Source organism: Arthrobacter sp. 05T444, assembly GCF_056395905.1.
Window position 1 is genome coordinate 429,700 of the sequence record NZ_JBFTKK010000002.1, and the last position, 20,413, is coordinate 450,112.

Consider the following 20,413-nt stretch of genomic DNA (forward strand, 5'->3'; position numbering starts at 1 on the left):
CACTGCGGATAAGGACGGCAAAGTGTTGGAAGATTCGCCCAGCGGGATGACGGCTGATGTGCTGGACGGCCGCTACAGGCTCGGAGAAATAATTGGCCGCGGAGGCATGTCATCGGTCTACACGGCCCGGGACGAGAACCTCGGCAGGGACGTGGCGCTGAAGCTCTTCGCTCCTCAGGCTGCTGACGCGGATGAGCTCAAGCGTCAGGAAGCCGAGATCAAGCTGCTCGCCACGCTCAACCATCCGAGCCTCGTGACACTGTTCGACGCCGGCGTGGACACCCGTGTGCCTGACCAGCCGCGGCCGTTCCTCACGATGGAACTCGTGGCGGGCCAGGACCTTCGGGGCCGCCTCCGCCACAGCCGGGTTCCGCTCGAGGAGCTGGCCGTGATCGGAGCCGGGGTCGCCGACGCGCTGGCGTATGTGCACGGTCTGGGCATCATCCACCGCGATATCAAACCGGCCAATATCCTTCTCGTACAGGTGCGCCCGGGAGAACCAGTGCGGCCCAAGCTGACCGACTTCGGCATCGCCCGGATCGTCGACGGCACCCGGCTCACGGCGACCGGTACCATGGTGGGCACCGCGGCGTACCTGAGCCCGGAACAGGCCATGGGCTCGCCGCTGTCGCCGGCCACGGACATCTACTCCCTGGGCCTCGTGCTGCTGGAATGCATCAAGGGAACCGTGGAATATCCGGGCAGCGCAGTGGAATCAGCGGTTGCCCGGCTGCACCGCGCACCCGAGCTTCCCGCGGACCTCCCGGCAGAGTGGCAGCACCTTCTGGCCTCCATGACAGCCCTCGATCCACTGGACAGACCCACCGCCGCAGACCTGGAGGTCGCTCTGCGCCAGGCCCTGGTTTCGCCGGAATCCGTGCCGGGCGACGTGGCCGAGGAGCATACCCGTGTCCTGCCCGCCCTGCCGTCGCGGCTGCCGTCGTCAGTGCTTCCGGAAGGCTACGCCCAGACCGAAGAGCCCGCTGAAGACACTGCCACCGCACGGCAGAACAGCGACACACGCCGGGACGGCAAGAGGCCCAGCCGGCGCGTCTGGCTGGCGTCCGCCGTCGCCGCTGCCGCCCTGCTCGCCGGTGGAGCGGCGGTGACCGCCGCCGTAATGGCCCCAAAAACGCCCGACGTCGTGACGTATCCCAAGGTGACCGGAACCATGGGTGATCATCTCGCTGAGCTGCAAAAGAGCGTTCAGCCGTGATCCCGCACGCCGGGTTGCGCCCGCAGGGCATCCGGCGGAGCAGCGCGTTGTCGGCTCTCGCCGCCGGCGCGCTTGCCGTCAGCCTTGCGGGCTGCGGCGGCACTGCCGCGGAGTTGGAGACCGCTGCCGCGGGGCAACTGCAGCAGCGCGTGCTGGCTGTCACCAAGGCAGCCGCGGGGAAGAATCCGGCCGCCGCACTCAAGTCCCTTGACCAGCTGACGTTGGAGCTCGACGCCGCCGCTGCCGCCGGCCAGGTTTCCTTCCGGCGCCACCAGAGCATCACGGTGGCCGTCAACGCGGTGCGCGCCGACCTCGCGGCCGTGCAGGCGGCCACGAAGGCCACGGCCAAGGCCGCTCCTCCCGCGTCTCCCGCAACGACTTCACCGGTTGTCGTCTCCCCGGCGCCCGCGCCGGCCACCGGCGGACAGCCGGGCTCCGGGCAGGGCAAGTCAGGGCAGGGCGAAAAGGGCAAGGGATCGGACAAAGGCAAGGGGTAGTCTGCGCGACGTCGCCGGTCAGCGCAGTTTAAGAGCCGGGCAGGCAGGAACGCACGACGGCGGTGCTTCCTGCCTGCCCGGCCTTCAGCAGGCAGCTGGCCTGTTAGGTGTTCTGCGGTCCTGCGGCAGACGCCGGGAAACGCTCCCACGTCCGGTGCGCTGCCAGCAGTTCCTGGATAGTGGGCAGGACATCTTCCGGACCGTCGCCCAGCACTACGCCGGCTGCGTCCTCCGTGATGCTGGCTGCATCCACTCCCGCGGCACCTGATCCCCATGCCCCGATTGCCTTGGCATGACGGAAGGCCTCAGACAGCAGGAGCACCACCCGGGGATCAAGCGAGGCACCCGGTTCGCCGGCCTTGGCATCGAGCCCCGGCTCAGCATTGTCGGCGGGGGCGCCGGAGCCCGCCACAACGACTGCGTCGAACTCCGTGGAGCGCGCGGTGAGATAGGTCCGCTGAACCGGGATCCCGCCGTCGTTCTCCGCGCCGAGGGTTCCTCCCACGGGCGCGATCACCAGCGGAACGATTCCGGCGGCGTGAAGGGTCTTGCGTGCTGCGCGCACGGAATCAAGATCGCTGGATCCGTCCGCGACGATACCCACTACCCGGCCGGCAACGGGCCAGGTCTGCCCGAGCTGGGACAGGGCTGGGCTCGGATCCGCGTCAGGCACTGCCTCAGTGGCCTCGGGCGCCGGCATGCCAAGTCCCTGCGCCACCGCCGCGCACAGCCTGGAATCGATATTGGCCAGGGCAAGCAGCTGCCGCTCCCGGATCACCTTCTCGTAGCACTTGCCCAGTTCGAACGTATACGCCTGGATCACGTGCTCCTGCTCCACCGGCGTCAGGCTGCGGAAGAACAGCCGCGGCTGGCTGAAATGGTCGTCAAAGCTCGCCGGAGACTTCCGCTCCTTGATGGCCTCCGCAATCGCTTCCGGAACCTCCGCGAACGCGCCCAGATCCTGCCCGGCTTTGAAGGGGCACCCGCCGTCCAGCGAATTCGGCCGGTACGGGGCGACTCCCCCGTGAACGGCCGTCTGGTGCATGCCGTCCCGCAGCATGTCGTTCACGGGAGCCTGCGGACGGTTAATGGGGATCTGGCCGAAGTTGGGACCGCCAAGCCGGGAGATCTGCGTGTCAAGGTAGGAGAACAGCCGGACCTGAAGGAGCGGATCGTTGGTGACATCGATTCCGGGAACCAGGTGGCCGGGGTGGAAAGCAACCTGCTCTGTCTCCGCAAAGTAGTTGACCGGGTTGGCGTTGAGTGCCATGAGACCGATGGGCTGCACGGGCGCGAGTTCCTCGGGCACGAACTTCGTGGGGTCCAGGAGGTCGATCCCCTCGAACATCTGATCTTCGGTGTCCGGGAAAGTCTGGATTCCCAGCTCCCACTCCGGGTAGGCGCCTGCCTCGATGGCGTCGGCAAGATCCCTGCGGTGGAAGTCGGGGTCCATGCCGTTGATGATCTGGGCTTCTTCCCAGACCAGAGAGTGCACGCCCTGCTTGGGCTTCCAGTGGAATTTGACGAGCGTGGTGCCGCCCTCGGCATCCACCAAGCGGAAAGTGTGAACGCCGAAACCTTCCATGGTCCGGTAGGAACGCGGGATACCGCGGTCGGACATGTTCCACATCGTGTGCGCCTGGGCCTCAGTGTGAATCGAGACGAAGTCCCAGAAGGTGTCGTGGGCGCTCTGGGCCTGCGGGATCTCGCGGTCCGGGTGCGGTTTGGCCGCGTGGACAACGTCCGGGAACTTGATGCCGTCCTGGATGAAGAACACCGGGATGTTGTTGCCGACAAGGTCGTAGGTGCCTTCGTCGGTGTAGAACTTGGTGGAGAATCCCCGGGTGTCCCGCACCGTATCTGCGGACCCCCTCGAGCCCAGGACGGTGGAGAACCTCACGAACACGGGGGTCTCCACGTCCTTGGCCAGGAAGCCCGCCCGGGTGATTTTGGCAGCCGTTCCATACGACCTGAAGATTCCGTGCGCGCCGGCGCCACGGGCGTGGACGACCCGCTCGGGGATCCGCTCGTGGTCGAAATGCGTGATTTTCTCGCGGAGATGGTGATCCTGCAGCAGGATGGGACCACGCGAGCCTGCCTTCAGGGAATGGTCAGTGTCGCTGAGCCGCAGTCCTTGCGCGGTCGTAAGGTACTGGCCGGACTGCGCCCGGGAATTGGCTGGGGCGCCGGTGGGGGTGCCGGTTGGGGACACTGCCTCGGGCCCCTGTTGGTCAGGCTTGGGAGGTAACGGCTCCCGGGGCGTTGTGGGCTCCTCGGCGCTGGGAGGCTCGGGAGCGGGCGCACCAGGGATATTGATGTTGGTCTCTGCTGACATGAAATGCTCCTTCTATCTTGGACAGCCTTGGCAAGATTCGGCACACAATAGAAAAGCTAAGCCTGCTTAGCACTCTATGGAATATGCCTTCAGGCCACAACCGAGGTCCGTTTTTCGATGGACGCCGTCTTGGTCAGCAAAGGTACTGTCTCTCTTCAATTGCATCGCGCTTCGGACTAGCTTGGAGATGTTCCACCGAACGTGCAGCTATCAGAACCGCGGGCTGACCGCCCGCTCCCTGAAGGAGTGAACTACGCATGGCAACTGTTCAGGAATCCATCGACGTCGATGTCCCCGTGACCAAGGCCTACAACCAATGGACGCAGTTCGAGGACTTCCCGCACTTCATGAGCGGCGTTGACGCGGTGCGCCAGCTCGATGACACCACCGTTCATTTCGAGACAAGCATCGCCGGCGTCAAGCGTGAATACGACGCCCAGATCACCGTGCAGGAGCCTGACCAGCGTGTCAGCTGGGAGAGCCTGAACGAGCCCCGCAACGCAGGAACCGTATGGTTCGAGTCCCTGGGACCTGAGCAGACCAAGGTCAATGTCGAACTCACCTGGGAACCGGATTCCGCGGTGGAGAAGGCTGGCGCCGCCCTGGGCCTGGATTCCCGCCAGGTTGCCTCGGACCTGAAGAAGTTCAAGAAATACATCGAGAGCCAGGACTCCGAAACCGGCGCGTGGCGTGAAAGTGTCCGCGACGGCGACGTCGAAGACACAGCCGGGCCAACGGGTACCGCTGCGGCCGCCGGAGGGGCCGGGGCTGCCGGAGTAGCCGGGGCTGCCGGAGTAGCCGGGGCTGCCGGAGTAGCCGGGGCTGCCGGAGTAGCCGGGGCTTCCGGCGCTGCTCCGGCCGGTAGCTACGGGACAGACGACGACGGCACGGGCTATGCGGCCGGACCCGGAATGGACGCGACCCCCGGCCGCACCTACGAATCCGGTGACGGCTACGACACCGCAGCCACCGAAAGGCCGGTGGATGCGGATCCTGACATGGCGGTCGACGCCCCCTATGGCGACACGGAAGCAGGTGAGCCCCGGATAGACACCAGGGGTGACACCCGGCGGGACGAAACCCCGGACCGCTAACCGGTTCGTCCGGCCCGGCTGAGCCGGCCGGGCCAACCCGGACGGTCAGAACAAACCAAAGCAGAAGCGCCCCGCCACTCGAGTGGCGGGGCGCTCCTGATCTGTTGAGAGTGTAGGCGCTAGCTCAGGCTCGCGACAACCTTGTTGAGCGTCGCGGACGGACGCATGACAGCAGCGGCCTTCTCTGCGTCCGGGCGGTAGTAGCCACCAATGTCCACGGGCGAACCCTGGACGCTCAGCAGTTCGGAAACAATGGCGTCCTCGTTGGAGGCGAGGGCCTCGGCGATGGCGGAGAAGGACGCTGCCAGTTCGCCATCCTCGGTCTGCTTGGCCAGCTCCTGCGCCCAGTACAGGGCCAGGTAGAAGTGGCTGCCGCGGTTGTCGAGTTCACCGACCTTGCGCTTCGGGGACTTGTTCTCCAGCAGGAACGTGCCGGTTGCACGGTCCAGCGTGTCCGCGAGCACCTGTGCACGGGCGTTGTCAGTGGACGTGGCCAGGTGCTCGAAGCTGACAGCGAGGGCCAGGAATTCGCCGAGGCTGTCCCAGCGGAGGTGGTTTTCGTTCAGCAGCTGCTGGACGTGCTTCGGAGCGGATCCGCCTGCCCCGGTCTCGAAAAGGCCGCCGCCGTTGATCAGCGGAACCACGGAGAGCATCTTGGCGCTGGTACCAAGTTCGAGGATCGGGAAGAGGTCCGTCAGGTAGTCGCGCAGCACGTTGCCGGACACGGAGATGGTGTCCTCGCCCTTGCGGATGCGCTCCAGGGTGAAGGCCGTGGCCTTGTCCGGAGACATGATCTCGATCTGCAGGCCCTCAGTGTCGTGCTCCTTGAGGTATTCACGGACCTTTTCGATGAGCTTGGCGTCGTGGGCGCGGTCTTCGTCCAGCCAGAAGACGGCAGGTGTGTTGGACGCGCGGGCGCGGGTCACGGCCAGCTTGACCCAGTCGCGGATCGGCAGGTCCTTGGTCTGGCAGGCGCGCCAGATGTCACCCGGGGCCACCTCGTGCTCGACCAGGACCGCTCCGGAACCGTCAACGATCTGGACCTTGCCGGGGACCTGGATCTCGAAGGTCTTGTCGTGGCTGCCGTACTCCTCTGCGGCCTGGGCCATGAGGCCGACGTTCGGCACCGTGCCCATGGTGGTGGGGTCGAAGGCACCATTGGCACGGCAATCGTCGATGACAACCTGGTAGATGCCGGCGTAGGAGCTGTCCGGGAGAACTGCCAGAGTGTCGGCTTCCTTGCCGTCCGGTCCCCACATGTGGCCGGAGCTGCGGATCATGGCCGGCATCGAGGCGTCCACGATGATGTCGCTCGGGACGTGCAGGCTGGTGATGCCCTTATCAGAATCGACCATGGCCAGCGCCGGGCCTTCTTCCAGGCCCTTCTTGATCGCGGCCTGGACGCCCTCGCGGACGTCCTCCGGAAGGTCTTCAAGCCCGTTGAGGATCGCGGCAAGTCCGTTGTTGGGGCTGATGCCGGCGGCGGCGAGCTGCTTGCCGTAGGTGTCGAACAGTTCGGAGAAGTAGGCCTTGACCACGTGGCCGAAGATGATGGGGTCCGAGACCTTCATCATGGTGGCCTTCAGGTGTGCCGAGAAGAGCACGCCTTCTTCCTTGGCGCGCACCACCTGGGCCGCGAGGAACTCGTCGAGGGCCGCGGCGCGCATCACGGTGCCGTCGATCACTTCGCCGGCGAGGACGGGGAACGCCTTCTTGAGGACCTTGACCGTGCCGTCTTCGCGGACCAGCTGGACCTCGATGGTGCCGTCAGCCGGGATCACCACGGTCTTTTCGTTGGAACGGAAGTCATTTTCTTCCATGTGCGCAACGTTGGTTTTCGACTCGGAAGACCATGCGCCCATGGAGTGTGGGTTCTGGCGGGCGTAGTTTTTCACGGACAGCGGAGCGCGGCGGTCGGAGTTGCCCTCGCGCAGGACCGGGTTCACGGCGGAGCCCTTGATCTTGTCGTAGCGGGAGCGGATGACGGTCTCTTCATCGGAGGACGGGTTGTCCGGGTAGTCCGGCAGGTTGTAGCCCTTGGCCTGCAGCTCTGCGATGGCGGCCTTCAGCTGCGGCACGGAGGCGCTGATGTTGGGAAGTTTGATGATGTTGGCTTCCGGCTTCTTCGCCAGGCCCCCGAGCTCAGCCAGGGCGTCGCCGATCTGCTGCTCTTCGGTGAGGTAGTCGCCAAAGACAGCGATGATGCGGCCGGCCAGCGAAATGTCGCGGGTCTCCACCTGCACACCTGCCGTGGAAGCGAAAGCCTCAACGATCGGCAGGAACGAATATGTAGCCAACATCGGCGCTTCGTCGGTGTGGGTATAGATAATTTTGGCCATGCTCGGGCGTCTCCCTGGAGGTCGGCTTGTATATGGAATCCGGTCTATTTCACCAACCTTTAACTTACCCGAGGACGCCGCGTTGAACCCCACCCGAGCGGCCGGATCCCGTTCCGTGACCTCACGCCACGCCCCCAAGGTGACCAATCCCATTGTCCCCAGCCCGGCGGACCTTTATCTTTAGGTCATGGAAGAAAACCGCTTAGGCGGCTGAACGTCATTCAGTAACCCCTTGCGGCAGGGGCAGAGCGCATTACCCCTACCTGGAATACATAACTTGAAATGTCTATCTACAGAGCTTGTCATACCCGGGTAGGTTCAATCCGTCACTCGGCGGGCAGCACCATCGCCCGCCCCACCCCGATCGGTAGGACCACAATGACGAGCACAAAGTCTCTGGCCACTAGCCTCATAAGCCTTTCAGCAGGCTTGCTGCTGGCGCTGTCCGCAGCTGGCGGCGCAACGGCCTCTCCTTCAAAGTCGCAGGATTCGGGCCAGCCGCAGGTCGCCACCTCCACCGTCGCGAGTGCAACCACCACCGTCTCGGGTGCAACCACGGCAGGTTATTGGACGCCCGAGCGCATGCGCGCCGCCATTCCCGGCGATGTGCTGGCTGACCGGGCGGTTGCCCGGCAAAACTCCAAAGGCACCAATTCCGGCCCCAGCGTGGAGGAGAAGGGTTCCAGCACCAAAATCGCCGGCACGTCCGGAAAGGCCAGCAAGACAACCGCACTGCACAAGGATGAGCTTCCGGTAAACCACATCGGGAAGGTGTTCTTCACCCTCGGGGGCGCCAACTTCGTGTGCTCCGGGAACTCCGTGGTTTCGACCAACAAGAGCACCGTCTCCACGGCCGGACACTGCGTGAATGAGGGCCCGGGCGCCTTCGCCACCAACTTTGTCTTCGTTCCGCAGTACAAGGACGGTGCGGCACCCCTCGGCAAATGGCCGGCCAAGGCGCTGTTTGCGCCGAAGCAATGGAGCGGCGACGGAAACATGCAGTATGACACCGGCTTCGCGGTCGTTTCCCAACTCAACGGCCAGAACCTTGCCGACGTCGCAGGCGCCTCGGGTGTCGCTTTCAACCAGGCACGCGGACTGAATTACAAGTCGTATGGTTACCCGGCCGCCGCACCGTTTACCGGCCAGACCCTTGTGAGCTGCACCGGCAAGTCAGCCAATGACGTCATCAACCCCCAGTTCGACACCCAAGGCATTCCTTGCGACATGACCGGCGGTTCCTCGGGCGGGCCATGGTTCATGGGCTCGGACGCTACGGCGTTCCAGAACTCCATCAACAGCTATGGCTATGGCACGCGCTCCACAACGATGTTCGGTCCTTACTGGGGCGACACAATCCAGCAGGCCTACAAGAGTGCATCGGCCACCAAGTAAGGACGGTCCGCGACCCGACGAGGAGGACCCGGTAAGCCGCTCCGACGCCAGCCAGACCCCGGAAGAAATTCTGGAGTACTGGACGCCGGAGCGGATGGCGGAAGCGAAACCGCGTGAGGTCCGGCTCCCGGACCCTCAAGGCCGACCGGACCCTCAAGGGGAACCCGGCCCACAAAGTGAACCAGGCCTCCAAGGTGAAGCAGGACCGTCACCTGAGGACGGCTGAATCAAGTTAAAGCCCGACGGCGGTTGTCCCCATAAGGGGGCAACCGCCGTCGACGTTTCACCGCGTTCTAGTGGAAACTGCGCGCTAGTGGAAGAAGTGGCGCGCGCCCGTGAAGTACATCGTGATGCCTGCCGCGTTGGCTGCCGCGATGACCTCATCGTCCCGGACGGAACCGCCGGGCTGGACCACGGCGCGGACGCCGGCGTCGACCAGGATCTGCAGGCCGTCGGCGAACGGGAAGAACGCGTCCGAGGCAGCCACGGCGCCGCGGGCACGCTCCGGCGCCCCGCTCGCGTCGCCGCCGGCGGCGCCGCCGGCGGCGTCGACGTCGGACGTCACGGTGACGCCCAGGCTGTTGGCGCGCTCAACGGCAAGCTTGCAGGAGTCCAGGCGGTTGACCTGGCCCATGCCGATGCCCACGGCAGCGCCGTCAGCGGCGAGCAGGATGGCATTGGACTTGGCTGCCCGGCAGGCGGTCCAGGCGAAGGCGAGGTCGGCCAGCGTGGCCTCGTCCGCAGCTTCACCGGCGGCGAGGGTCCAGTTGGCGGGGTTGTCGCCTTCGGCGTCCACCTTGTCGGAGACCTGGACCAGAACGCCGCCGGAGACTTGGCGGATTTCTGCCGGGTAGCGGCCGTAGCCCTCCGGGAGGGACAGGAGGCGGATGTTCTTCTTCTTGGAGAGGATCTCGACGGCTTCGGGCTCGAAGCCGGGGGCGATGACCACTTCGGTGAAGATGCCGGCCACGGTGCGGGCCATGCCGGCAGTGACTGTGCGGTTGGCTGCGATTACGCCGCCGAAGGCGGAGACAGGGTCGCAGGCGTGCGCCTTGGCGTGGGCGTCCGCGATCGGGTCTTCGGCTGAGTCCGAACCGACGGCCACACCGCACGGGTTGGCGTGCTTGATGATGGCGACGGCGGGCTCGGTGAAGTCGTAGGCTGCGCGCAGGGCGGCGTCGGCATCCACGAAGTTGTTGTAGCTCATGGCCTTGCCGTGCAGCTGGTCGGCCTGGGCGATGCCGGCGGGGGCTGCCCTGTCCACGTACAGGGCGGCCTGCTGGTGCGGGTTTTCGCCGTAGCGGAGAACTTCGGAGCGTTCCAGCGCAAGGCCGGCGTAGGCCGGCCAGTCAATGATGCCGTCGCCGTCTTCGTCCAGGAACTGGCTCGCCGTCCAGGTGGCCACGGCGTTGTCGTAGGTGGCGGTGTGCGCGAAGGCCTTGGCGGCCAGCCGGCGCCGGGTCTTCAGGTCGAAGCCGCCTTCACCGGCGGCGCGGACAACCTCACCGTAGAACGTGGGATCAACCACAATCGCGACGGCGGCGTGGTTCTTCGCGGCGGATCGCACCATCGCGGGGCCACCGATATCGATCTGCTCCACCACGTCGTCCTGGGCGGCGCCGGACTTGACGGTCTCAACGAACGGGTAAAGGTTCACCACCACGAGGTCGAAGGTTTCGATCTCCATGTTGGCGAGGGTATCCATGTGGGCCGGAACGCGGCGGTCGGCCAGGATGCCGCCGTGCACGCGCGGATGGAGGGTCTTGACGCGGCCATCCAGCATTTCCGGAGAGCCGGTGACTTCCTCGACTTCCTGGACCGGGATGCCGGCCGCGGCGATCTTCTTGGCCGTGGAGCCGGTCGAGACGATCTTGACGCCTGCTGCGTGCAGGCCCTTGGCCAGCTCCTCCAGACCGGTCTTGTCGTAAACCGAGATCAGGGCTCGGCGGATGGGAACACGGTCTAGCTGCGTGAAGCTCACAAAGGTCTCCGTCTTTTTACGCGGTTGTTGCCGCGGTTGGTGGGGATAGGGCCAGTTTATCGCGTTGCCGGACGTGTCCTTCCTGCCCGCCCGAGTGTGAAGGCCGCGCACTTCCGGAGCGCCGCAACGTAAGGTTTTAACAGGAGGCCGAGATGAACACTTACACCACTGTGCCCAGCGGCGAACAGGTGGTCCAGGAACTGCCGTGGCGCTGGAAGGTGCAGGGCCGGATTTTCGTGATCGGCGGCCTTGGATTCATGTTTGATGCCTGGGACGTGACGCTGAACGGCATCCTGATTCCGCTGCTGTCCACCCACTGGCAGCTCACCCCCGGCGAGGCCGGCTGGATCGGCACGGCCAACCTGATCGGCATGGCGCTCGGTGCGTTTATCTGGGGCACCATCGCCGACACCATCGGGCGCAAGAAGGCCTTCACGGCCACGCTGCTGATCTTCTCGCTGTTCACCGTTTTCGGGGCGTTCTCCCCCGACTTTGTCTGGTTTTGCGTCTTCCGCTTCATGGCCGGATTCGGTCTGGGCGGCTGTATCCCCGTGGACTACGCGCTCGTGGGCGAGTTCACTCCGCGCCGGCAGCGCGGCAGGGTCCTCACCGCCATGGACGGGTGGTGGCCCGTGGGAGCCGCGCTGTGCGGCTTCGTTTCGGCGGGGCTGGTGGCGGCCTTCGCGGACTGGCGACTGACCATGCTGGTGATGGTGCTGCCGGCCCTGCTGGTTTTCTGGATCCGCCGCAGCGTCCCCGAATCGCCCTTGTTCCTCATCCGCAAGGGCCGCCGTGAGGAAGCCGCCAAGGTCATCGACGATCTGGTCCTGGCCACCGGCGCGGAGCCTCGCGCCTACAGCCTGCCCGATCCCGGGGCCGTCCCGCGCCTTTCGGCCGGCAGCGCCTGGCAGCAGCTGCGCGGCGTCTGGCAGTTCAACTGGAAAATCACCGCCACCGCCTGGGCCCTGTTCTTCAGCATCCTGCTGGTCTACTACCTGTCCCTGACCTGGATGCCCCGGATTCTGATCGGCGCTGGGTTCGCCGAGTACAAGGCGTTCCTTACGACGGCGGGGATGGCCGCCGTCGGACTTCTTGGCGTGGTGGCAGCGGCGCTGCTGGTGGAGCGGATAGGCCGCAAGTGGCTGCTGGCCGTCACCGGACCGCTGTCCGCCCTGGCACTGGTGATCGTGGCCTTTGTGGTGGACATTCCGACGGCGGCCGTGGTCTGGCTGCTGGTGTTCGGCTTCGTGGTGCAGGTGGCCATTCCGGTGCTCTACACCTACGTCTCCGAGCTGTACCCCACGGAGCTGCGCGGCACCGGCTTCGGCTGGGCGTCCACGTTCTCGCGGCTGGGCGCGGGCTTCGGCCCGCTGATCTTCGCGAACTACTTCTGGCCCGAGCTGGGTCTGGCCACATCGTTCGCCCTCGCCGGCGGCCTGGTGGTGCTGGCCGTGCTGTGGATGATGTTCTTCTCCCCCGAAACCAGGCAGCGCCGCCTCGAATAGCGCTTCGAGCTAGTTCGGAGTGTGCGCCGCGGCCAGCTCGGCGAGGGTGGACACCAGAAGCCGGCGTTCCACCACCTTGATGCGTTCATGCAGGGTGTCTTCGGTGTCGCCTTGCTCGATGGCCACGGCTTCCTGGGCGATGATGGGCCCCGTGTCCACGCCCGCGTCAGCCCAGTGAACGGTGCAGCCCGTCACCTTCACGCCGTAGGCCATGGCATCCCGCACACCGTGGGCGCCCGGGAAGGACGGCAGCAGGGCGGGGTGCGTGTTGAGGTATTTCCCGTCGAACGCGTCGATGAATTCCGGGCTCACGATCCGCATGAAACCGGAGGAAACCACAACGTCCGGCTGGTACGCCTCCACGGCTTCCGTTAGGGCGGCGTTCCAGGCGGCACGGTCCGCGTAGGCCTTGAAGTCCACCACGAACGTGTCGATCCCGGCGTCGGCCGAGCGCTCCACCCCGAACGTTCCCGGCCGGTCCGCCCCCACCGCGGCGATCTCCACGTCCAGCTCCCCCGCTTGCACTGCGTCGATGACAGCCTGGAGGTTGGAGCCGGTTCCGGAGACGAGGACTACGATGCGCATTGCTCCAGCTTATGCGGCTGCTCGCGTAGGCTGGAAAACATGAACCCCACCCCCGGCCCGAACGGCTCACAGCGGACAAGGCATCCGCTCAGCGAGGACGCAAAGTCCTCGCTGCTGAAGACGCACACCCTCTTTCGCATGTTCATCGTGGCGGTGCTGGGCTCGTTCTTCGTCTTCCAGCTGGACGTCGGCTACCTGTGGCTGGCGTCAATCCTGACCGTGGCCGGGATCATCCTGGGAATCATGGTGCTCATCCGTGCCGTCAGGCTCAAGGAATCCAGGCTGGTGCTCTTCGGAACCATCTCGGGCCTGGTGGTGTCCGCCGTGATGGTGCTGCTGGTGCTGGCCTCCGCCTTGTTCTTCAACCAGGTGCGTGACTACCAGCAGTGCGCCCGCCACGCCCTGACCAGCCAGGCGAGCAACGACTGCCGCGCCCAGCTTGAGAACTCGATGCCCGGCCAGTTCCGCTGACCGTACGGGCTACTTGCCCGGCGCCGTCCCGAGGTCGGCTTCCCGCAGTTGCTGGCGGCGTTCCAGCCACGGCCCGGCTGCGTAACCGACGACGACGCCGATGCCCGCTTCCGCTGCCACCCAGACTGCCGTCCACCAGGGGTCGGGACCGATCTCCGTGAGCCGGCCGATTCCGGCCGAGCCGCCCGCGATCCACGCCAGGACGCCGGCCAGCAGGCCGGCGGCGACGCCTATGATGATGCCGAGGAACAGCGTGGAGGCTGCGGCCGTGAACCAGCGGACGCGGACCTTGATGGACAGCCACTCGTCGAGGTGGTTCTCGCCTTCACGCAGGAACCACCAGCCGGCCAGGACACCGGCGAGTACCGGCACCACCAGCGCCACGAGGCCGTAATCCAGCGGTCCGGCGGGAATTGCTGCAAGCACGGGTACTGATGGAAGCGGCCCGGCTGCGGTGCCCAGCGGGCCCACCTGTGAACCAGCACCGAGCGCGAAGCCCGAGCCGGACACCCAGGCGAGCGCGAAGACGGCAAGGTTGGGAATGAAGCCGAGCTGCGCGATGGTGAGGACCGCGCCTCCCATGGCCCCGGCGTTGAGCCCTTCATATACAGCCACCACCAGGTTCCAGTGGATGACGAGATCCACCGCCAGCAGGGCCGCCGACAGGGCGAGCGCCGCCATGATGGCCAAGAACCCGGCCTTCGCGGCAGAGGCCAAGTACGATCCCGCCCAGCGTGAATGCTGGCTGGTCCGGGCGATCCAGTCAACGGCGTCGACGCCGATCAGGCGGCTCCACGAGCCAGCCTCGCGCCGCGCACCGATCACCATGCCCAGGGCAAAGGGAACCAGCGGCAGTAGCGCGGCCCACCAGAGGAAGACCCCAACGTCGTCCGTGCGGCAGACAAATCCCGTGGCCACACCGAAGGCAGAATAAACGAGCCAGGACCCCAGCAGCGCCTGCCAGAGCTGGTCAGTATAGGAGGCCCGGGCCAGGCGCCGGCCCGCCCGCCAGGCCAGCAGGAACGGTATCAGCGTCAGGCCCAGGGGAATCAGCGAGAGCGTGCCCGTTTCCGGCCGTGCCGCAGCCCCCTCGGCGACGATGGTCAGGTACAGGGGCACCCCGTGAATGACCAGCCAGGCCTGGCCGGCAAGCCGCGCCAATACGTCGACGTGTGTGTCCTGGAAACCGGACGTTGCCCACACGGCCACGATAGGGGCGACGACCACCAGCGCGGAAATTATCGCCGCCTGGGCCGACTCCAGCCCGCCCTGCAGCCACAAGGGCATGGGAAGGCCACGGTCTCCGGTCTGATCAGCGCGCAGTTTCATCGTGTCCCATCGTGCCACGGGCGGCCTGGCTCTCCTGTTTTCGACAGGCTCAATGCCGGCAGAAGACAGGCCGGAGTGAATCCGGGCAGGCTTCTATGCAGGCAACGCCCAGCGCTTTTTCGGGCGGACCGACGTAAAATTACTGTGTCCGCAATCAGTGGTTGGAGGCAGAAAATGACTACCGCATCCCCACATGCACACGGCGTTCACTTTGGTCGGACAGATGTCCAGAACGTTGGCATGGGTGTTGGTATTGTCGCGTTGGTGGTTGGTGTCCTGGGGTTCATCCCTGGTGTTACCGCACGTTATGGCGAAATGATGTTCCTTGGGCCTGATTCGCACGCCATGTTCCTAGGCCTGTTCCAGGTATCCATGCTGCTCAACATTGTGCAGCTGGTCATCGGCGGAACCGGCTGGGCCATGTCACGCAATGAAATGGGTGCGCGCAGGTTCCTCATGGGCGCCGGGGCGCTGTACATCATCCTCAGCATCTACGGGCTCAGTGTCGGCGTGGATTCGGCGGCCAATTTCCTGTCGCTGAACATGACGGACAGCTGGACCCTCCTGGTGGTGGGTGTACTGATGATTGCCGCCGGCTGGATGTTCTCGCGGCATCTGGCCGAGGACAGGAAATAACCCGGAACGCGAACGCCCGGGAACTAGGAGCCGCGAATGAGTAGATATCTAATCTGAGTATTCGTACTACCGGTTGGTGCAGGTGCCACACGAAAGTCCGTGGGCAGCTGCACCAACTTTGTGTCCGGGCTCTCTGAGCTGAACCGGACCTCGTGGCGGAGCGTCGTGAGACCCGCGCCGGGTCCGGCGGTTCGACGGCGTCCCTTGCGTTTAGAAGCGGATCAGGGAGTACGGCAGGCTCGGCAGATTGCCCGCCGTCCAGGGCCGTTGAGGCGGTTCGGACGGGACATTGCCGCGACCGTCGCGCAACACCACCACGACCGTGCCGATGATTGCCAGCGCTGCAATTACGGCAAGGATTACCAGGACGACGACGATCGATCCAGACATCACTCCAACACCTCTGACATCAATTTTACGGCGGAACGGGCATTGCCATCAGGGTTGTTCTGCCCGCCAGCCTGCCGATAGTAAGCAGGCGAATATTTTTGACTCTGGACGGAACCGGCGCCCGGGCATATGCTGATCTCCCATTGCCTCTGGGGGGTGAATCGGAATGGGCAGCAGCCTGCGTCTTCTTTGCGCCATATCGTTGCGCGCGCTCCTGCTGCCCGCAGTGATCGCGCTGGCTTGGCTCATCTGGGGTGCAGGAACGGCGACGGCATCGTCTCCGGACACCGGAGCGCTCAGTTCAGAGTCGCTGAATTCCGGATCATTACTCGCCAAGCCCCTCAGGTCCGGCCTGGCCGGTGACGCAGCGATCTCAGCGGTGACCGACTCTGCCGAGGCAGTCATCGGGAAGGCATCGGGGGTGGTTTCCACCGTCACCCGAACGGCCGCGCCGGTGCTGTCCGAGGTCGACAAAGTCATTGGCACCGTAAATAATACCCTTGCCTCAGTAGATCCGCGTCTGCCACAGATCCCGGTTCCGGGCGTCACCGTTCCCGAGGTCCAGGTCCCGGGCGTCACCATTCCCGAGGTCCAGGTCCCGGGCGTCACCGTACCGGTAGTCCCTGTTCCGGGCGTCACCATTCCTGAGGTCCAGGTCCCGTCTGTGGACGTTCCTACCGTTCCCACACCGCTCCCCTCGGAGCCGCGGCCGGTTCCCGCTCCCGACGCCGAACGCCCGGCGGCGGCGGTTCCTTCGCCGTCAATTGGTGAACCCAAAGCTCCGGCGGCTTCCGTGGTTGAGGCACCGTCCACGACGGGAAGCGTATCCGTCGCAAAGAACGCCGCACCGGCATCACCCGGAGCCAACTTTGCGGACTCCGATTCACGCGGCCAGACGCTGGCGCAGCTTGCCATGACGTCGTCGGGACGCCCCCTGGCGGCGGTAACACTCCATGCGCGGCCGCTCGTGCACACCCCGCTCGCCCCGGAGCATGCCTACCTCGCCGCGACACAGGGCGAGTCCGGTTCCTCGCTCTCGGGCTCTGACGGCCCCGGCGGGCAGGCTGCAGATGTCACAGGGGCGTGGCGCAACCTCTCCCGGGACCTCGGGACGCGCGTCCTCGACGCCGCCACTGCCCTTCCTTCCAGTCCGGCATTCGATCCGGGGTCTTCCCCCGACTGAACAGGTCAACTCTGCCTTCATCACGGCAGAAACGACCACCTGCGCCACCGGCGTACGGATCCCAAAGTTCAGTCAAGGAGAACATGTCATGTCTACCCACGCCTCGATGCTCGCTGCCTCCCGTTGCCCCCTGCCCTCGTCCGGAAGCGCGCACAGCCACTCCGGCCCTTCCCGCGCCGGCATCGGCAACTGGCCCGACCCCATGCGCGGACGCATCGGCAACTGGCCCGACCCGATGGCCGGTTTCATCGGCAATTGGCCGGACCCGATGGCCAAGGGCAGCCTCGCTGCCGGGTCTTGAAAAACACGAGAAGAAAGCAGTAAAAAGCACTGCCCCCGCTCCACCAGGCGGTGGCGCGGGGACAGCGCTTCTTCGCATTCAGTTTTCCGGACTGCTTTCCGGCGGCCCCGCCTTCTCTGCGGTCTCAGCCACTGATTCATCTGGGCGCACTTCGTCCGGTTCTGTTTTCTCCGAACGGACTGCCTCTGCCTTGGGCGGACCGGGAAAGTAGCTGATCACCCGCGAGAGCTCCCGGCTGAGCACAGTGCCGCCAACCATGTCCGGAGGCAGGGCCTCCTTCTCCACCCTCCGGGCTGCCGCCAGAGCCTGCAGCCCGGCTTCCGTTATCGCCACCTCGTTGCTGCGCCGGTCCGTGGAACTGGACCGGCGGGAAACAAGCCCGGCTCCCTCAAGCCGCGCGAGCACCCTGCCCAGCGATTGGCTGCGGACTTTGATGTCGGCGGCAAGCCGCTCCTGGTTGAGCGGCCCGGCCGCGAGGCCTTGAAGGGCGATGACGGCCGCATGGGTGAGGCCCAGGTCAGCAAGGGCCTGATCCTGTCGGCGCTGGATGAGCCGGGCGGCCATGGACAGCAAGTGATGGGGCCCCCACGGCTCGGCGTCAGCATTCGGGACCATCGGTTCCGTCCTTCCTTCTCGAGCCTGAGTTGGTCAGGAGCAATGCCCCGGCCGCCGCGACCACGGGGGCCGGGACCGCCCGGCCCCCGTGCTTTGCGTGTCAGCGACGGGTGTCGTCAACGCCGTCGGTCTCAATGCGCTCCTTGCGGACTTCCTCATCAACTGTGACCTCGTCCGTGACGGTTTCGGTGTCCAGGCGGACCCGTTCCACGGGCACAGTCTCCTTGTCCACGACCGGCCGTTCTTCGTGGAGGATGACCTCGTGTTCCTCTTCGCTGAGGTCCGGGCCGCCCATTGCGGCACCTGCGTTTCCGTCCGTGATGGGTTCGCGTTCCACCCGTACTTCCTCACGACGCACCGGTACCGTCTGCGTGACATTTTCCGTCGTCACGTACTTGCGCAGCCGCGCCCGGCCGGTGGCCTGCCTCTCGGTGCCCACGTTGAGGCGCTCCTCGGAACGAGTCATGGCGTCGTCCGTGGTGGGGACCGAAGTGTCCCGGCCCACCGTGCCTGATTCGTCCGCTGCGTTGTAGGTGCCGCCACTTGCAGCAAAGCCGGCGTCGCGCTCTGTGTTCGAGTACCGCTCCGTGTTCGAGTACCGCTCTGTGTTCGAGGACTCGGTGTCGCGGTCGATGACACCGCCAGTGCCCCGACCTGATGTGGCGTCCGTGCCGGATGTGACCTCCGGGTAGGTCCCGCCGCCGCTGAGCTGATAGTGGTCGTACAGACGTTCCTCCTCCGAAGGCTCAAGGTGGCCGTCTGTGTCCACCCGCGGCGCGTCCTTGACCTGTTCCTTCGAGTAAGGGACCACGATGTTGTCGCCATCGATGCGGGCGCCTTCAAGCGGAACGAAGGACTCGGAAGTCCCGAAGAGGCCCGTCCGCACCGTCACCCATGTGGGCTGGCCGTTGTCGTCATCCGCGTAGATCTGGCCGATAGAGCCAATCTTGCCCCCGTCAGTGGAGAGGATGTCTCCATCCCGCTGGAGCAGGTCGTCGATATGTTCCTTGGTGAGCATTCTTGTCTCCTTGGATCTTGACTATTGGTGCAACTGGCTTGCTGGCTGTACGCCCTGGTGTTGCGGGCGCTTTGCCGGTGCGGCCCGGCGGCAGGGATACCTCTGGCTGAGGAAACCGGCGGTCCGCTGGAGAGATTTCTGAAGGTCAACCTCGCATCTACACCCTAAGCATGCTTACTATCGTATTGGCAAGCCTGCTTAGCATTTTAATGTTTTCGGAAGGCCGGCAAGCAAGGAGGCGCCGGCCCTGGTGACGCGGCCCCGGCACTTCATGAAAGCGGCAGCAATCCCGAAAATCTCCATCGCAAGTCAAGAAAAAAGACAAGGGTGCTTACTATTTATTAGTAAACATGCTTACCATTGCATGCCAGCAACGCTGGTTCTAAACAGCAGCTGACCCTTTCGGAAAGAGAGAGCGAAGATGACAGAGAACCAATGGCCGCAGGACGGGAGCCTCACGGTTCCCCCGGCTACACCGAACTCACCGGCTTACGGCTCGGGCGTCTCCTCCGGGAGCCCGGCGTCAGCCTCGAAGACCGACACGGCGAAGGAAGAAGCCGCCAATGTGGCTGGCCAGGCCGCCGGCGCCGCCCAGAATGTGGCAGGCACCGCCAAGGCCGAGGCCGCAAATGTGGCTTCCGAAGTGAAGACCAATGCCAAGGATCTCCTGCACCAGGCGAAGTCCGATCTGACAAGCCAGGCCGGCACCCAGCAGCAGAAGGTAGCCGAGGGACTTCGGTCCATTTCCGGCGAACTGCACACCATGGCCAACGCCTCGGATCAGCCCGGCGTCGCCTCGGACCTCGTCCGCCAGGCCGCAGAGCGCTCACAGTCCGTAGCATCGTGGCTGGACAACAGGGATCCGGGGTCCCTGCTGGACGAAGTGAAGTCCTTTGCCCGCCAGCGCCCGGGCACCTTCCTGCTCCTCGCTGCCGGCGCAGGCGTCCTTGCGGGCCGGCTGGGCAGGAGCCTGCAGGCCGGGGCCCCCGCCGCTACCCCGGCAACCGGCACCGCCGTTCCGCCCCAGCCGGTTCAGCCGCCCGTCACGGAAACCGCAGTCGGAGCCGGCATAGGTGAGCCGTTCTACGACGAATCCGCACTCGGTGAGCCCGCCTTCGGCGAGCCGGCCTACGGGGAGCAGACCTATGGCACCCCCGCGTACGGCGAACCGGCCGCCGGGGAGCCCGCTTTCGGCGAGCCTGCTTTCGGGGAGCCCGCTCGGCCCGGCATGGCAGGTCCGGCTTCGGCGCAGACCCTTCCGGGAGGTTCCCCGGCAGGAGTTCCGCTGCGTGACGTCGATGACCCCTTTGCCGAAGGCGAAGGACGCCACCTGTGAGCAGCCAAATACCGGAGACCCACTCCACTGCCGCGCACGCCAAGGCGGATTCGACGTCCCTGGGAGATCTCCTGGGTGAAGTCACCCGGGACCTGTCCACCCTGATCAGGCAGGAAATAGAACTCGCCAAGGCCGAACTGAAGCAGTCCGGCACCCGGGCCGGCAAGGGCGGCGGCATGCTCGCCGG

At 65.5% G+C, this 20,413-nt stretch carries 19 protein-coding genes; 11 read left to right on the forward strand and 8 right to left on the reverse strand.

The window, feature by feature from the left end; translation table 11 throughout:
* Positions 1 to 22 precede the first annotated feature (22 nt).
* Complete coding sequence (locus AC1DD3_RS04115) at positions 23 to 1,216, forward strand: serine/threonine-protein kinase (protein ID WP_230117089.1); 1,194 nt, start codon at positions 23 to 25, stop codon at positions 1,214 to 1,216.
* Positions 1,213 to 1,713: a mucin-associated surface protein gene (locus AC1DD3_RS04120; protein ID WP_230117088.1), complete on the forward strand. Its 501-nt coding sequence runs from the start codon at positions 1,213 to 1,215 to the stop codon at positions 1,711 to 1,713. The genes AC1DD3_RS04115 and AC1DD3_RS04120 overlap by 4 nt, the downstream gene beginning before the upstream one ends.
* Before the next feature lie 103 nt (positions 1,714 to 1,816).
* Here the strand turns inward: AC1DD3_RS04120 and AC1DD3_RS04125 are convergent, their stop codons facing one another.
* Entirely contained in the window at positions 1,817 to 4,048 is a 2,232-nt protein-coding gene (locus tag AC1DD3_RS04125) for a catalase (protein WP_476880982.1), read from the reverse strand.
* Positions 4,049 to 4,305: 257 nt separating this feature from the next.
* Between AC1DD3_RS04125 and AC1DD3_RS04130 the strand changes: the two genes are divergently transcribed.
* Positions 4,306 to 5,142 (forward strand): SRPBCC family protein, encoded by an 837-nt coding sequence (locus AC1DD3_RS04130; protein ID WP_476880983.1) that lies wholly within the window; start codon positions 4,306 to 4,308, stop codon positions 5,140 to 5,142.
* A gap of 119 nt (positions 5,143 to 5,261) precedes the next feature.
* On the opposite strand, the gene AC1DD3_RS04135 is transcribed toward AC1DD3_RS04130, so the two are convergent.
* Positions 5,262 to 7,481, reverse strand: coding sequence for an NADP-dependent isocitrate dehydrogenase (locus AC1DD3_RS04135; protein WP_476880984.1), 2,220 nt, complete (start codon positions 7,479 to 7,481; stop codon positions 5,262 to 5,264).
* 378 nt (positions 7,482 to 7,859) lie between these two features.
* On the opposite strand from AC1DD3_RS04135, the gene AC1DD3_RS04140 reads away from it, so the two are divergent.
* Positions 7,860 to 8,876, forward strand: coding sequence for a trypsin-like serine peptidase (locus tag AC1DD3_RS04140; RefSeq protein ID WP_230117084.1), 1,017 nt, complete (start codon positions 7,860 to 7,862; stop codon positions 8,874 to 8,876).
* 310 nt (positions 8,877 to 9,186) lie between these two features.
* Here AC1DD3_RS04140 and purH read toward each other — a convergent pair whose 3' ends face one another.
* The gene (purH, locus tag AC1DD3_RS04145; RefSeq protein ID WP_230117083.1) at positions 9,187 to 10,857 is read right to left on the reverse strand and encodes a bifunctional phosphoribosylaminoimidazolecarboxamide formyltransferase/IMP cyclohydrolase; all 1,671 of its coding nucleotides are present in this window, start codon (positions 10,855 to 10,857) and stop codon (positions 9,187 to 9,189) included.
* A gap of 152 nt (positions 10,858 to 11,009) precedes the next feature.
* On the opposite strand from purH, the gene AC1DD3_RS04150 reads away from it, so the two are divergent.
* Positions 11,010 to 12,362, forward strand: a complete 1,353-nt coding sequence (locus tag AC1DD3_RS04150; protein ID WP_230117082.1) for an MFS transporter — start codon at positions 11,010 to 11,012, stop codon at positions 12,360 to 12,362.
* 9 nt (positions 12,363 to 12,371) lie between these two features.
* On the opposite strand, the gene purN is transcribed toward AC1DD3_RS04150, so the two are convergent.
* A complete protein-coding gene (purN, locus tag AC1DD3_RS04155; protein WP_230117081.1) occupies positions 12,372 to 12,947 on the reverse strand; it encodes a phosphoribosylglycinamide formyltransferase in 576 nt (191 codons plus the stop codon).
* A 39-nt stretch (positions 12,948 to 12,986) separates the two neighbouring features.
* Between purN and AC1DD3_RS04160 the strand changes: the two genes are divergently transcribed.
* A complete protein-coding gene (locus AC1DD3_RS04160) occupies positions 12,987 to 13,418 on the forward strand; it encodes a hypothetical protein (RefSeq protein ID WP_230117080.1) in 432 nt (143 codons plus the stop codon).
* A gap of 9 nt (positions 13,419 to 13,427) precedes the next feature.
* On the opposite strand, the gene AC1DD3_RS04165 is transcribed toward AC1DD3_RS04160, so the two are convergent.
* Positions 13,428 to 14,747, reverse strand: a complete 1,320-nt coding sequence (locus tag AC1DD3_RS04165) for a cell division protein PerM (RefSeq protein WP_476881002.1) — start codon at positions 14,745 to 14,747, stop codon at positions 13,428 to 13,430.
* A 240-nt stretch (positions 14,748 to 14,987) separates the two neighbouring features.
* Here AC1DD3_RS04165 and AC1DD3_RS04170 point away from each other — a divergent pair, with 240 nt between their 5' ends.
* The gene (locus tag AC1DD3_RS04170) at positions 14,988 to 15,383 is read left to right on the forward strand and encodes a DUF4383 domain-containing protein (protein ID WP_476880985.1); all 396 of its coding nucleotides are present in this window, start codon (positions 14,988 to 14,990) and stop codon (positions 15,381 to 15,383) included.
* 210 nt (positions 15,384 to 15,593) lie between these two features.
* Here the strand turns inward: AC1DD3_RS04170 and AC1DD3_RS04175 are convergent, their stop codons facing one another.
* Complete coding sequence (locus tag AC1DD3_RS04175) at positions 15,594 to 15,773, reverse strand: hypothetical protein (protein WP_230117184.1); 180 nt, start codon at positions 15,771 to 15,773, stop codon at positions 15,594 to 15,596.
* 166 nt (positions 15,774 to 15,939) lie between these two features.
* On the opposite strand from AC1DD3_RS04175, the gene AC1DD3_RS04180 reads away from it, so the two are divergent.
* Both AC1DD3_RS04180 and AC1DD3_RS04185 read left to right on the forward strand, forming a co-directional pair.
* The gene (locus AC1DD3_RS04180; protein ID WP_476880986.1) at positions 15,940 to 16,956 is read left to right on the forward strand and encodes a hypothetical protein; all 1,017 of its coding nucleotides are present in this window, start codon (positions 15,940 to 15,942) and stop codon (positions 16,954 to 16,956) included.
* Positions 16,957 to 17,044: 88 nt separating this feature from the next.
* Positions 17,045 to 17,257 (forward strand): hypothetical protein, encoded by a 213-nt coding sequence (locus AC1DD3_RS04185; RefSeq protein WP_230117077.1) that lies wholly within the window; start codon positions 17,045 to 17,047, stop codon positions 17,255 to 17,257.
* A gap of 78 nt (positions 17,258 to 17,335) precedes the next feature.
* On the opposite strand, the gene AC1DD3_RS04190 is transcribed toward AC1DD3_RS04185, so the two are convergent.
* On the reverse strand, positions 17,336 to 17,872 hold the full coding sequence (locus AC1DD3_RS04190; protein ID WP_230117076.1) for a MarR family winged helix-turn-helix transcriptional regulator: 537 nt from the start codon (positions 17,870 to 17,872) through the stop codon (positions 17,336 to 17,338).
* Between the two features lie 100 nt (positions 17,873 to 17,972).
* Entirely contained in the window at positions 17,973 to 18,890 is a 918-nt protein-coding gene (locus AC1DD3_RS04195) for a PRC and DUF2382 domain-containing protein (RefSeq protein WP_230117075.1), read from the reverse strand.
* A 421-nt stretch (positions 18,891 to 19,311) separates the two neighbouring features.
* Here AC1DD3_RS04195 and AC1DD3_RS04200 point away from each other — a divergent pair, with 421 nt between their 5' ends.
* On the forward strand, positions 19,312 to 20,226 hold the full coding sequence (locus AC1DD3_RS04200) for a hypothetical protein (protein WP_230117074.1): 915 nt from the start codon (positions 19,312 to 19,314) through the stop codon (positions 20,224 to 20,226).
* Positions 20,223 to 20,413: phage holin family protein (locus AC1DD3_RS04205; protein WP_476880987.1), on the forward strand; the 191-nt coding region annotated here is incomplete at its 3' end. The genes AC1DD3_RS04200 and AC1DD3_RS04205, both read left to right, overlap by 4 nt.

Coding starts and splice junctions, on each gene's coding strand:
- AC1DD3_RS04130 (WP_476880983.1), top strand. CDS start 4,306: ATGGCAACTGTTCAGGAATCCATCGACGTCGATGTCCCCGTGACCAAG.
- AC1DD3_RS04160 (WP_230117080.1), top strand. CDS start 12,987: ATGAACCCCACCCCCGGCCCGAACGGCTCACAGCGGACAAGGCATCCG.
- purN (WP_230117081.1), bottom strand. CDS start 12,947: ATGCGCATCGTAGTCCTCGTCTCCGGAACCGGCTCCAACCTCCAGGCT.
- AC1DD3_RS04185 (WP_230117077.1), top strand. CDS start 17,045: ATGTCTACCCACGCCTCGATGCTCGCTGCCTCCCGTTGCCCCCTGCCC.
- AC1DD3_RS04125 (WP_476880982.1), bottom strand. CDS start 4,048: ATGTCAGCAGAGACCAACATCAATATCCCTGGTGCGCCCGCTCCCGAG.
- AC1DD3_RS04175 (WP_230117184.1), bottom strand. CDS start 15,773: ATGTCTGGATCGATCGTCGTCGTCCTGGTAATCCTTGCCGTAATTGCA.
- AC1DD3_RS04190 (WP_230117076.1), bottom strand. CDS start 17,872: ATGGTCCCGAATGCTGACGCCGAGCCGTGGGGGCCCCATCACTTGCTG.
- AC1DD3_RS04165 (WP_476881002.1), bottom strand. CDS start 14,747: ATGAAACTGCGCGCTGATCAGACCGGAGACCGTGGCCTTCCCATGCCC.
- AC1DD3_RS04135 (WP_476880984.1), bottom strand. CDS start 7,481: ATGGCCAAAATTATCTATACCCACACCGACGAAGCGCCGATGTTGGCT.
- AC1DD3_RS04170 (WP_476880985.1), top strand. CDS start 14,988: ATGGGTGTTGGTATTGTCGCGTTGGTGGTTGGTGTCCTGGGGTTCATC.
- AC1DD3_RS04195 (WP_230117075.1), bottom strand. CDS start 18,890: ATGCTCACCAAGGAACATATCGACGACCTGCTCCAGCGGGATGGAGAC.
- AC1DD3_RS04140 (WP_230117084.1), top strand. CDS start 7,860: ATGACGAGCACAAAGTCTCTGGCCACTAGCCTCATAAGCCTTTCAGCA.
- AC1DD3_RS04200 (WP_230117074.1), top strand. CDS start 19,312: ATGACAGAGAACCAATGGCCGCAGGACGGGAGCCTCACGGTTCCCCCG.
- AC1DD3_RS04180 (WP_476880986.1), top strand. CDS start 15,940: ATGGGCAGCAGCCTGCGTCTTCTTTGCGCCATATCGTTGCGCGCGCTC.
- AC1DD3_RS04150 (WP_230117082.1), top strand. CDS start 11,010: ATGAACACTTACACCACTGTGCCCAGCGGCGAACAGGTGGTCCAGGAA.